This is a genomic window from Mycobacterium sp. IDUB_3 (assembly GCF_055419585.1).
In genome coordinates this window covers 4,306,040-4,317,891 of the sequence record NZ_JBVAXZ010000001.1, presented here as the reverse complement: position 1 = coordinate 4,317,891, position 11,852 = coordinate 4,306,040, and the positions used below count along the sequence as shown (strand labels likewise).

The following is an 11,852-nucleotide window of genomic DNA, read 5'->3' as shown; positions in this document are numbered from 1 at the left end:
CACCGGTGGCATTGGGCACTGAGTAAGCTTTTACCTGTGGCATTACCACCCGATCCAAGCCCGACATTGTCGGCCTACGCCCACCCCGAGCGACTGGTCACCGCCGACTGGCTGTCCGCGAACCAAGGCGCGCCCGGCCTGGCGATCGTCGAATCCGACGAGGACGTCCTGCTCTACGACGTCGGTCATATCCCCGGCGCGGTGAAGGTCGACTGGCACACCGACCTCAACGATCCCCGGGTTCGCGACTACATCAACGGCGAACAGTTCGCGCAGCTGATGGACCGCAAGGGCATCGCCCGCGACGACACCGTGGTGATCTACGGCGACAAGAGCAACTGGTGGGCGGCCTACGCGCTGTGGGTGTTCACGCTGTTCGGCCACCCCGACGTGCGGCTGCTCAACGGCGGCCGTGACCTGTGGCTGGCCGAACGCCGGGAGACCACGCTGGACGTGCCCACCAAGACGTCCAGCGGCTACCCCGTCGTCACCCGCAACGACGAGCCCATCCGCGCCTTCAGGGACGACGTACTGGGCATTCTCGGCAGCCAGCCGCTGATCGACGTCCGCTCGCCGGACGAGTACACCGGCAAGCGCACCCACATGCCCGAGTACCCCGAGGAAGGCGTGCTGCGCGGCGGCCACATCCCCACCGCCCGGTCCATCCCGTGGGCCAAGGCCGCCGACGAGAACGGCCGGTTCCGCAGCCGCGAGGAGCTCGAGGAGCTGTACGGCTTCCTGCAGCCGGACGACAAGACCGTCGTGTACTGCCGCATCGGCGAGCGGTCCAGCCACACCTGGTTCGTGCTGACGCATCTGCTGGGCAAGCCCGGGGTGCGCAACTACGACGGCTCGTGGACCGAGTGGGGCAACACCGTGCGCACGCCGATCGTGGCGGGTGAAGAGCCGGGCACCGTTGCGATCTGATGGCGCCGCGATGAGCATGCCCGCGCCGCTGGCCGAGGTGGTCTCCGACTTCGCCGAGGTCGAGGGCCAGGACAAGCTGGCGCTGCTGCTGGAGTTCGCCAACGAACTCCCGGCGCTGCCGCCCGGCCTCGAACAGGCGGCGATGGAACCGGTGCCCGAATGCCAGACCCCGCTGTTTTTGCATGTCGACGCCAGCGACCCCGAGCGGGTGCGGCTGCACTTCAGCGCGCCCGCCGAATCGCCCACCACGCGGGGGTTCGCGTCGATTCTGGCCACCGGGCTCGACGAACAGCCGGCCGCCGACATTCTGGCGGTGCCCGAGGATTTTTACGCCGACCTCGGGCTGGCCGCTCTGATCAGCCCGCTGCGGCTGCGCGGCCTGTCGGCGATGCTCGCCCGCATCAAGCGCAGGCTGCGCGAGAGTGCCTAAAAAACCACAAAATTCCGGACCGCCTCGTCGGGCCGAACGGTGCGCCGCTTAGACTTCCCGAGAACTCGTTGTAAGAAATTCTCTTAGAGAAGCCCGCAGAATTGCGTCTGCGGATATGCCAAACAGGAGGCGCTGTGGCTAGTCACGCCAGCTCGAGGATCTCCAAGGTGCTCGTCGCCAACCGCGGCGAAATCGCTGTCCGGGTGATCCGCGCGGCCCGCGATGCGGGCCTGTCCAGCGTGGCGGTGTACGCCGAGCCCGACGCCGACGCGCCGCACGTGCGTCTGGCCGACGAGGCGTTCGCTCTAGGCGGTCAGACGTCGGCCGAGTCCTACCTGGACTTCGGCAAAATCCTTGACGCGGCGGCCAAGTCGGGCGCCAACGCCATTCACCCTGGCTACGGCTTCCTGTCCGAAAACGCCGACTTCGCGCAGGCGGTCCTGGACGCGAACCTGATCTGGATCGGGCCCAGCCCGCAGTCCATCCGCGACCTCGGTGACAAGGTCACCGCCCGTCACATCGCCGCCCGCGCGCAGGCCCCGCTGGTGCCCGGCACCCCCGACCCGGTGAAGGACGCCGACGAGGTGGTGGCCTTCGCCAAGGAGTACGGCGTACCGATCGCCATCAAGGCGGCGTTCGGCGGCGGCGGCCGCGGCATGAAGGTGGCCCGCACCATCGAAGAGATCCCCGAGCTGTTCGAGTCGGCCACCCGTGAGGCCGTCGCGGCGTTCGGCCGCGGCGAGTGCTTCGTCGAGCGCTACCTGGACAAGCCGCGCCACGTCGAGGCGCAGGTGATCGCCGACCAGCATGGCAACGTCATCGTCGCCGGCACCCGCGACTGCTCGCTGCAGCGCCGGTTCCAGAAGCTGGTGGAGGAGGCGCCCGCGCCGTTCCTGACCGACGCGCAGCGCAAGGAGATCCACGAGTCGGCCAAGCGGATCTGCAAAGAGGCGCACTACTACGGCGCCGGGACCGTCGAGTACCTGGTCGGCCAGGACGGCCTGATCTCGTTCCTGGAGGTCAACACCCGTCTGCAGGTCGAGCACCCGGTCACCGAGGAGACCGCCGGCATCGACCTCGTGCTGCAGCAGTTCAAGATCGCCAACGGCGAGAAGCTGGACCTCACCGAGGACCCGACGCCGCGCGGGCACGCGATCGAGTTCCGGATCAACGGCGAGGACGCCGGCCGCGGCTTCCTGCCCGCGCCCGGCCCGGTCACCCGCTACGACATCCCGACCGGGCCCGGTGTCCGGCTGGATTCGGGCGTCGAGGCCGGTTCGGTCATCGGCGGCCAGTTCGACTCGATGCTGTCCAAGCTGATCGTGTACGGCGCCACCCGCGAGGAGGCGCTCGCCCGCTCCCGCCGGGCGCTGGACGAGTTCCACGTCGAAGGCCTGGCCACGGTCATCCCGTTCCACCGCGCCGTGGTGTCCGACCCGGCTTTCATCGGTGACGGCGACGGCTTCTCGGTGCACACCCGCTGGATCGAGACCGAGTGGGACAACACCATCGAACCGTTCACCGGCGGCGAGCCGCTGGACGAAGAGGACGCCCGGCCCCGCCAGAAGGTGGTCGTCGAGGTCGGCGGCCGCCGGCTCGAGGTGTCGCTGCCCGGTGACTTGGCGCTGTCCGGCGGCGGCGCGGCCGACCCGGCCGGTGTCATCCGCAAGAAGCCGAAGGCGCGCAAGCGCGGGTCGCACGCGGGTGCGGCCGCCTCGGGTGACGCGGTGACCGCCCCCATGCAGGGCACTGTCGTCAAGGTCGCGGTCGAGGAAGGCCAGGAGGTCGCCGCGGGCGACCTGGTGGTGGTGCTCGAGGCGATGAAGATGGAGAACCCGGTCACCGCGCACAAGGACGGTGTCATCACCGGACTTGCGGTCGAGCCCGGCGCCGCCATCACTCAGGGCACGGTGCTCGCCGAGATCAAGTAGCGCTGCCTGAGAGTTTTGTCAGACAGCGTTGTCGGCCCTGGCCATCGCGAGTAGGGTTTCGGTCAAGGTTGAGTTCACAGCCGCCCGGGGTACGTCAGTGACGTGGGGGTGGGCGGAATTCCCTCCTTATCGAACTTTTTGCACGTGGCTGACGTATCCACAGCGGGAATCCACCTCAATGGTACGGAGTCAGCTATGTCTGTGGCGCAATCGTGGCAGCAAAGCCGCACAGCACAATTCACCGCCCGCTGGGGCCCGACGGGCACCCTGATCACGGTGGACGGCGAGCTCGACGCGGCCAACGCCGATCAGCTCGTCGCGTACGTGCAGCAGAGCGCGAGCCGCTCCCGGCGGATCATCCTTGACCTCCGTGGCCTGAAATTCATTGGTACCGCGGGCTTTTCGGCGCTGCACCGGATCAACGTGAAATGCTCGGGCGCCCAGGTGTCCTGGGCCATGGCGCCGAGCCCGGCGGTGGCCAGGTTGCTGCGGGTCTGCGACCCGGACGGAACCCTGCCGGTGACGACGCAGCAGGCCGAGCCGCTGCTAGAACCGCTGTGGGTTGAGGAAGAGCCCCGGCCGCTACTGCAGCTGGTCACGGAGCCGAGTTAACGACTTCGCCAGCAATCGCGAGACGTGCATCTGGGAGATGCCGACCCGCTCGGCGATCTGCGTCTGCGTCATCGACTCGAAGAATCGCAGCACCAACACCGTTCGCTCGCGCTCGGGCAACGCCTCGAGCAGCGGACGCAGCGATTCCTGATCCTCGATCCGGTCCAGGCCGGTGTCGACGTCGCCGAGGGTGTCCGCGATGGCGCGGGCTTCCTCCTCCTCGCCGCCGCCGCCGCTGTCGATGGACAGGGTGTTGTACGAGCTGCCCGCCACCAGACCCTCGACGACCTCTTCCCGATCCATGTCGAGTTCCGCGGCGAGTTCGGTCGCGGTGGGCGCCCGGCCCAGTCGCTGCGACAAGTCGGCGGTGGCGGTGCCCAACCGCAGGTGCAGTTCCTTGAGCCGCCGCGGGACCTTGACCGACCAGCTGTTGTCACGGAAGTGGCGGCGGACCTCGCCCATGATCGTGGGCACGGCGAAGGAGACGAAGTCCGAGCCGGCGTCGACGTCGAAGCGGACCACCGCGTTGACCAACCCGACGCGCGCCACCTGAACCAGGTCGTCACGCGGTTCGCCGCGGCCCTCGAAGCGGCGCGCGATGTGATCGGCGAGCGGCAAACACCGCTCGACGATCTTGTCCCGTTGACGTTGAAATTCCATCGAGTCGGGCGTGGTGGTGGCCAACTCACGGAACATGTCCGGAACATCGGCGTATTCGTTCGGACGCGAAACCGAACCGCCGGCAGCTCGCGCTGTCACCTGCTGGAGGCCGCCCGTCGCGCCGTCAGTGTGATGCCGAAAACACTGCCGCTTTCATTGGGTTCGCGACCGTCATGGAAAGTCTGGACGTCGTCGGCGAGCGACGTCAGCACATGCCAGCTGAAGCTGCCGGGTGCCACCACATCGTGGGTGTCGCAGGCCGCGGAAGCTTCCACCACCAATTGGTCATCCTGCGGATCGACCACGACGATCAGGGTCGCGTCGGGAGTGGCCGAACGAATCAACCGGGTGCACACTTCGTCGACGGCGAGCCGCAGGTCCGCCACCGCATCGAAATCCAGGTCCTCGAAGGTGCCGATGGCCCCGACCAGGGTGCGCAGCATCGCGAGGTTCTCCAGTCGCGCAGCAACGTGAAGCTCGACGGCGCGATGGCCGCGCGGACGCTTGTTAGCGTGCAATCCAGCATCATTCATATGGTCTCCCGGCAATGTTTGACTGACACTACTACTGCTTCGCAGTCCGCCGTGGACCTCGCGTTCGAGCCGGTTAGTCATGATCGCCGCCGGGTATTTGGGCCGCCGCGGGCGGCCCTGACACGACCGACACAGTTCGGGCGCGCCGATGGGGGCGTGTCGCGGTGATCGCCGGGGTCACGCTGGTCATTTCGATAGTCGTTGCAGTAGGCATATATACATCGGTGTGTTCGTGATCCTGTTTCCCCACGATGGGGTGACCACGCTAACGCAACCGTTCCGGCACTCATCATGGTGCAGACCTGATACCCACAAGTTCGCGCCCGTAACCTCAAAATCAGCTGTCATGTCAAATTTCACACGGCCCCGTGTCGGGGCAGGTCACCGGCGAAAAACCCGCGATGAGGGCCGGCGCCCCGGCTAGTCGGCGGCAGGTGCTAGCTGGCCGGCCACTGCCGCTGCACCTCCGGATGTTCGGTGTACCAGCGATCGGCGATCCGGCGAATCCTGCGGTGCTCCACCGCAAGCCAGGCCAGCCCGAGCACCGCGGCGATCACCGCGACGATCCCCGCCGTCATGCCCTCCTGGTGATGTCCGCTGGCGAAGGCCGCAAGACTGCCGCAGACGCCGATCACGCCGGCGACGACTAAGAGATACCCGGGCCAGTGCAGGACGTCGATCAGCGACTCGCCGGCGAGTGGCCGCGTCGTCCTCAGATGGTCGACGGGGTCGTGGTAGGTGTCTCCCATAACTGCTCCTCACCGCACCCTCAACGTTAGATCGCGGGAGGACAAACCTAAAGAGCCAGTACCAGCCTAAAGAGCCGGTATAGGACCGGCGATCGGAGCAACACCCATGGCGACCATCAGCGCCATTGCGGTCAGTAGGAACCAGCCCGCGCCGTGCCATCCCCACCACGTGCCCTGGGCCTTCCACACCAGATAGGTGCGCACAAACGCCCAGATCCCGGCGGCGAGCGCGATCAGCGGGCCACCGAACGCCAGCAGGGTGCGCTGCGGCGCGCCGCACGCCACCGTGTCCACGCTGACTCCCGGGCAGGTGCTCACCCACACCGCGGCGGTCAAGAGGAAGCCGACGGCGGCCAGCGTGGACAGCACGGCAAACCGGATAGCGGCGTGCACCTCGCCGTCTTCCTGACCCAAGCGGTCACCGCCTGATCGAGCGTCCGCTTTTTGCATCGTTGGTCACCTCCCTTTAGGGTCCGCGTTTAGTTCATCGCTCGCTACGTCGCATTAGTTACCGGGCATCATCACCGCGCTGGTAGCAGCGGAAGTCGCACGGGTTCAAATACCCCGCGGCAAACCGCGGTAAACGGGAGCGATGTCAGGTCAAGGCCTAATGCAGGGCCCGCAGCGCGGCCCGGATGGCGTACAGGGCGACGTCGATCTCCGCGCGCGAGACGGTCAGCGCCGGACGGAACCGGACACCGTCGTGCCCCGAGGGCAGCACGATCACCGCGTGGCGCCACAGCAGGCGGATCAGCTCGTCGCGGTCGGCGGTGCTCGGCAGGCTGAATGCACACATCAGGCCGCGGCCTCGGGGGTCGAGCACCAGGCCGGGAAATTCGCCGGCGAGCTCCTCGAGGCGCGCATGCAGGTAGGCCCCTCGTTCGGCGGCCCGGTCGAACAGTCCGTCGGCCTCGATCACCTCCAGGATGCGGCGGGCGCGCACCATGTCGGTCAGGTTGCCGCCCCACGTCGAGTTCACCCGGGAGGACACCGCGAACACGTTGTCGGCGACCTCGTCGACCCGGCGGCCGGCCATGATGCCGCACACCTGGGTCTTCTTGCCAAACGCCACCACGTCGGGTTGCACGCCCAATTGCTGGTAGGCCCAAGGCGTTCCGGTCAGGCCGCAGCCGGTCTGCACCTCGTCGAAGATCAACAAGGCGTCGTGTTCGTCGCACAGCTCGCGCATGGCCGCGAAGAACTCCGGCCGGAAGTGACGGTCGCCGCCCTCGCCCTGGATGGGTTCGGCCACGAAGCAGGCGATGTCGTGCGGGTGGGACTCGAAGGCCGCGCGGGCCTGGCGCAGCGACTCGGCTTCCAGCGCCGCCACGGCCTCCCGGTCCAGGCCGGGCCGCAGGAACGGGGCGTCGATGCGGGGCCAGTCGAACTTGGGGAAGCGGGCCACGGTGACCGGCTTGGTGTTGGTCAGCGACAGCGTGTATCCGCTGCGGCCGTGGAACGCGCCGCGCAGGTGCAGCACCCGGGTGCCCAGTGCGGGGTCGATCCCGCGCGCTTCGTTGAACCGGCTCTTCCAGTCGAAAGCCACCTTGAGCGCGTTCTCCACCGCGAGCGCGCCGCCATCGACGAAGAACAGGTGCGGCAGCGCCGGGTCACCCAGCACCCGTGCGAAGGTCTGCACGAACCGGGCCATCGCCACCGAGTAGACGTCGGAATTGCTCGGCTTGTTCAGGGCGGCCTGCGCCAGCTCAGCGCGAAACTCCTGGTCATCGGCCAGCGCGGGGTGATTCATGCCCAGCGCCGAGGACGCGAAGAAGGTGAACATGTCCAGGTAGCGCCGGCCGTCGCGGGCGTCGTACAGGTAGGAGCCGGCGGAGCGGGCCAGATCGAGCACGAAGTCGAAACCGTCGACCAGAATGCTGCGCGCCAGCACCTCGTGGACCCGGTCAGTCTCGGCGTGGGTGACGCGTTCCAGGGTGGCGGTCATGGCGCCCATCATACGGGAAATAGCCGATTTTTACGGAATCATGAGGCATATGCCGTATATTTTATGGTATTCGCTGTCTATCAGCGTAAAAAGTATTCAATATGATGGTGCTTCGAGTCCTGACGTTGGCCGCCGTCCGTATCCGCTGCAACAAGTCCTCCAGCGCACGGGCAGACGGAACGCGCACCAGCAGGACGTAGCTTTCCTCGCCGGCCACCGAGTGACACGATTCGATCTCCTCGATGTGCTCGAGGCGGGCGGGCGCATCATCGGGTTGAGAGGGATCCAAGGGAGTGATGGCCACGAACGCCGACAGCAGGTGTCCGACCGCCTCCGGGTCGATGCGCGCCGCGTATCCCGAGATGACACCGCGTGCCTCGAGCCGGCGCACCCGCGACTGCACCGCCGAGACCGACAGCCGCGCGCTGGCGGCCAGCTCCGCCAGCGTCGCACGGCCGTCGGCGGCCAGCTCGCGCACCAGAATCCGGTCGACCTCGTCGAGCGTCTCACTCATGGCCGGAGACTATCGCAGGAACGGCCCGTCGTGACCCGCACGAAATGGCTGGAAACCTGGCAGCTCAGGGCACAGTTCGCCGCGGGCCTGTCGGCGATGTATGCGGCCGAGGTGCCCGCCTACGGCACCCTGGTCGAGGTCAGCGAGCGCGTCAACGCCGATTACGCGGCGCGTCATGCCGATGCCGAACGGTTCGGATCGCTGCGGCGGGTCACCGCCGAGCGGCACGGCGCCATCCGGGTGGGCAGCCCGGCCGAATTGGCGGCCGTCGCCGACCTTTTCGGCGCGTTCGGCATGCTGCCGGTGGGCTACTACGACCTGCGTTGCGCGGCGTCACCCGTCCCTGTTGTGTCGACCGCCTTCCGTCCCATCGACCCAACCGAGTTGTCGCGCAACCCGTTCCGGGTGTTCACCTCGATGCTGGCCACCCGCGACCCGCGTTACTTCGACCGCGACCTACGCCGCCGCGTCGGCACCTTCCTGGCGCGGCGCCGCCTGTTCGACCCCGCGGTGTCGGCCCGGGCGCGAGTCATCGCCGCCGAGGGCGGCTGCGATGCGGACGAGGCGCGGCCGTTCGTCGCGGCGGCGGTGGCGGCCTTCGCGTTGTCAGGCGAGCCGATCGAGCGATCCTGGTACGACGAATTGGCGCGGGTCTCCGCGGTGGCCGCCGACATCGCGGGGGTAGGTTCCACCCACATCAACCACCTGACGCCCCGGGTGCTCGACATCGATGACCTGTACCAGCGGATGACCCGGCGCGGCATCACCATGATCGACACCATCCAGGGGCCGCCCCGCACCGACGGTCCGGCGGTCCTGTTGCGCCAGACGTCTTTCCGTGCCCTGGCCGAACCGCGCCGCTTCCGCGGCGACGACGGCCACATCACCGATGCAACGCTGCGGATGCGCTTCGGCGAGGTGGAGGCGCGCGGTGTCGCGCTGACACCGAAGGGCCGGCAACGCTACGACGCCGCGATGGCCGCGGCCGACCCGGCCGCGGTGTGGGCGGACCACTTCCCACGTACCGACGCGGAGATGGCCGCCGCGGGACTGGCCTACTACCGCGGCGGCGACCCGTCGGCGCCGATCGTCTATGAGGACTTCCTGCCCGCGTCGGCGGCGGGTATTTTCCGGTCGAACCTGGACTCGCCCACCGGCTTCGGAACCCATTGCGCTGTCGACGATTCCGGCTACGGCGCGCAGTGGCTGGCCGGGTCCATCGACCGCGAGATCTACGATCCCTACCCGATTTACGAAGCGCTCTCCCAGGAGGCACCGCGATGACCATGCCCACAGCCGATGACTTGCGCGCCCGCGCGCGCGACGCCCTGCGGGCGATGGGAGCCGACATCGCACTCGGCGAGCCAAACGCCCACGGGATGCCGGCCGGCACACCGATCACCGGCGAGGTCCTGTTCACCGTCACGCCCACCCCACCCGAGCAGGCCGAGCGGGTGATATCCGAAGCAGCGCAAGCATTTTCGGTGTGGCGCGCCACCCCGGCCCCGGTTCGCGGCGCGCTGGTGGCGCGCCTCGGCGAGCTTTTGACGGCACACAAGGACGAGCTGGCCACCCTGGTGACGTGCGAGGTCGGCAAGATCACCTCCGAGGCCGCCGGCGAAGTGCAGGAGATGATCGACGTCTGCCAGTTCGCCGTCGGCCTGTCGCGTCAGCTCTACGGCCGGACCATCGGCTCGGAGCGCCCCGGACACCGGCTGCTGGAGACCTGGCACCCGCTCGGTGTGGTCGGGGTCATCACCGCGTTCAACTTCCCGGTCGCGGTCTGGGCCTGGAACGCCGCGCTGGCCCTGGTGTGTGGGGACCCGGTGGTGTGGAAGCCCTCGGAGCTGACGCCGTTGACGGCGCTGGCCACCCAGGCGCTGATCACCCGGGCCGCGGCCGACGTCGGCGCCCCGCCCGCGGTGAGCTCACTGGTGCTGGGCGACCGCGAACTCGGCGAGCTGCTGGTGGACGACCCGCGCATCGCGCTGGTATCCGCGACCGGTTCGGTACGGATGGGCCGGGCCGTCGGTCCCCGCGTCGCCGCCCGGTTCGGGCGGGTGCTGCTGGAACTCGGCGGCAACAACGCCGCCATCGTGGCGCCGTCGGCCGACCTGGACCTAGCGGTGCGGGCGGTCGTGTTCGCCGCGGCCGGCACGGCCGGTCAACGCTGCACCAGCCTGCGCCGGCTGATCGTGCACCGCTCGGTGGCCGACGAGGTCGTCGCGCGCGTCGCGTCCGCTTTCGGGCAGCTCCGGATCGGCGACCCGTCCGCACCGGGCACGCTGGTCGGGCCGCTGATCCACGAGACCGCCTACCGCGACATGGTGGGGGCGCTGGAACAGGCGCGCGCCGACGGCGGTGAGGTCATCGGCGGCGAGCGCACCCACCCGGGCGTCGCCGAGCATCCGAGTTCCTACTACGTCGCGCCGGCCGTGGTGCGGATGCCCGCGCAGACCGCCATCGTGGCGGCCGAGACGTTCGCGCCCATCCTCTACGTGCTGACCTACGACGAACTGGACGACGCGATCGCGCTCAACAATGCTGTACCGCAGGGTCTTTCGTCTGCCATCTTTACCACCGACCTGCGCGAGGCCGAGCGGTTCCTGGCCGAATCCGACTGCGGAATCGCCAATGTCAACATCGGCACGTCCGGCGCGGAGATCGGCGGCGCGTTCGGCGGCGAGAAGGAAACCGGCGGCGGACGCGAATCCGGCACTGACTCATGGCAGGCCTACATGCGCCAAAGTACCAATACCGTCAATTATTCCGGCGAGTTGCCGCTGGCCCAGGGCGTGAAGTTCGGATGAATCCAAACTGGCCGACGTCTCATGTCGTATGAGTACTATCTGACACATGCCGACAGCCCGCAGGCGCCTATCCCCCGAGGATCGACGCGCTGAGCTGCTCGCTTTAGGGGCAGAGGTCTTCGGGAAGCGGCCCTACGACGACGTCCGCATCGATGAGATTGCGGAACGCGCCGGGGTGTCGCGGGCCCTGATGTACCACTACTTCCCGGACAAGCGAGCATTCTTCGCGGCGGTGGTCAAAGACGAGGCCGACCGCTTGTACGAGAACACCAACATGGACGACGCCTCCGGCCTGACCATGTACGAAGAGGTGCGGACCGGAGTGATGGCCTACATGGCGTATCACCAGCAGAATCCCGAGGCCGCGTGGGCCGCCTACGTCGGGCTGGGCCGTTCCGATCCGGTTCTGCTGGGCGTCGACGACGAAGCCAAGAACCGTCAGCTCGAACACATCATGAGCCGGATCACCGACCTCGTCGCCAAGACCCCCGCGCGCAAGCTGGAGCCCGACGTGGAACGCGACCTTCGGGTGATCTGCCACGGCTGGTTGGCGTTCACCTTCGAGCTGTGCCGGCAGCGCATCATCGACCCCACGACCGACGCCGATCGCCTCGCCGACGCGTGCGCGCACTCACTGTTCGACGCCATCGCCCGGGTGCCCGAGATCCCCGAGGAACTCTCCCACGCGATGTCGACCGCTCGTATCGAGCCGCGCTGACGGACGCACTTGTCGGTGCCCGT

Annotated in this window: 13 protein-coding genes; 7 read left to right on the top strand and 6 right to left on the bottom strand. The window is 68.1% G+C overall.

The features are described from left to right. The first annotated feature begins 36 nt into the window (after positions 1-36). The 4 genes from ACZYVJ_RS20155 (at position 37) to ACZYVJ_RS20140 (ending at position 3,900) form a co-directional block, all read left to right on the top strand. Positions 37-927: a sulfurtransferase gene (locus tag ACZYVJ_RS20155; RefSeq protein ID WP_463832648.1), complete on the top strand. Its 891-nt coding sequence runs from the start codon at positions 37-39 to the stop codon at positions 925-927. A gap of 10 nt (positions 928-937) precedes the next feature. Further along, the gene (locus ACZYVJ_RS20150) at positions 938-1,357 is read left to right on the top strand and encodes a SufE family protein (RefSeq protein ID WP_463832647.1); all 420 of its coding nucleotides are present in this window, start codon (positions 938-940) and stop codon (positions 1,355-1,357) included. 134 nt (positions 1,358-1,491) lie between these two features. Continuing rightward, complete coding sequence (locus tag ACZYVJ_RS20145) at positions 1,492-3,288, top strand: acetyl/propionyl/methylcrotonyl-CoA carboxylase subunit alpha (protein ID WP_463832646.1); 1,797 nt, start codon at positions 1,492-1,494, stop codon at positions 3,286-3,288. A gap of 195 nt (positions 3,289-3,483) precedes the next feature. Continuing rightward, positions 3,484-3,900, top strand: a complete 417-nt coding sequence (locus ACZYVJ_RS20140) for an STAS domain-containing protein (RefSeq protein WP_463832645.1) — start codon at positions 3,484-3,486, stop codon at positions 3,898-3,900. Here ACZYVJ_RS20140 and ACZYVJ_RS20135 read toward each other — a convergent pair. The 6 genes from ACZYVJ_RS20135 to ACZYVJ_RS20110 form a co-directional block, all read right to left on the bottom strand. Further along, positions 3,871-4,659, bottom strand: a complete 789-nt coding sequence (locus tag ACZYVJ_RS20135; protein ID WP_463832644.1) for an RNA polymerase sigma factor SigF — start codon at positions 4,657-4,659, stop codon at positions 3,871-3,873. The genes ACZYVJ_RS20140 and ACZYVJ_RS20135 overlap by 30 nt on opposite strands. Continuing rightward, complete coding sequence (locus tag ACZYVJ_RS20130; RefSeq protein WP_463832643.1) at positions 4,656-5,093, bottom strand: ATP-binding protein; 438 nt, start codon at positions 5,091-5,093, stop codon at positions 4,656-4,658. Before ACZYVJ_RS20130 ends, ACZYVJ_RS20135 begins: the two co-directional genes overlap by 4 nt. 437 nt (positions 5,094-5,530) lie before the next feature. Continuing rightward, entirely contained in the window at positions 5,531-5,842 is a 312-nt protein-coding gene (usfY, locus tag ACZYVJ_RS20125) for a protein UsfY (protein WP_463832642.1), read from the bottom strand. Positions 5,843-5,908: 66 nt separating this feature from the next. After that, the gene (locus ACZYVJ_RS20120; RefSeq protein WP_463832641.1) at positions 5,909-6,292 is read right to left on the bottom strand and encodes a hypothetical protein; all 384 of its coding nucleotides are present in this window, start codon (positions 6,290-6,292) and stop codon (positions 5,909-5,911) included. A gap of 157 nt (positions 6,293-6,449) precedes the next feature. Further along, positions 6,450-7,787, bottom strand: a complete 1,338-nt coding sequence (gene lat, locus ACZYVJ_RS20115; protein ID WP_463832639.1) for an L-lysine 6-transaminase — start codon at positions 7,785-7,787, stop codon at positions 6,450-6,452. Between the two features lie 61 nt (positions 7,788-7,848). Further along, on the bottom strand, positions 7,849-8,301 hold the full coding sequence (locus ACZYVJ_RS20110) for an Lrp/AsnC family transcriptional regulator (RefSeq protein WP_463832638.1): 453 nt from the start codon (positions 8,299-8,301) through the stop codon (positions 7,849-7,851). 30 nt (positions 8,302-8,331) lie between these two features. On the opposite strand from ACZYVJ_RS20110, the gene hglS reads away from it, so the two are divergent. The 3 genes from hglS to ACZYVJ_RS20095 are packed head-to-tail and all read left to right on the top strand — an operon-like array spanning position 8,332 to position 11,829. Then, positions 8,332-9,585 (top strand): 2-oxoadipate dioxygenase/decarboxylase, encoded by a 1,254-nt coding sequence (gene hglS, locus ACZYVJ_RS20105; RefSeq protein WP_463832636.1) that lies wholly within the window; start codon positions 8,332-8,334, stop codon positions 9,583-9,585. Beyond that, complete coding sequence (gene amaB, locus ACZYVJ_RS20100; RefSeq protein WP_463832635.1) at positions 9,582-11,111, top strand: L-piperidine-6-carboxylate dehydrogenase; 1,530 nt, start codon at positions 9,582-9,584, stop codon at positions 11,109-11,111. The genes hglS and amaB overlap by 4 nt, the downstream gene beginning before the upstream one ends. Before the next feature lie 46 nt (positions 11,112-11,157). Next, a complete protein-coding gene (locus ACZYVJ_RS20095; protein ID WP_463832634.1) occupies positions 11,158-11,829 on the top strand; it encodes a TetR/AcrR family transcriptional regulator in 672 nt (223 codons plus the stop codon). Positions 11,830-11,852 lie beyond the last annotated feature (23 nt).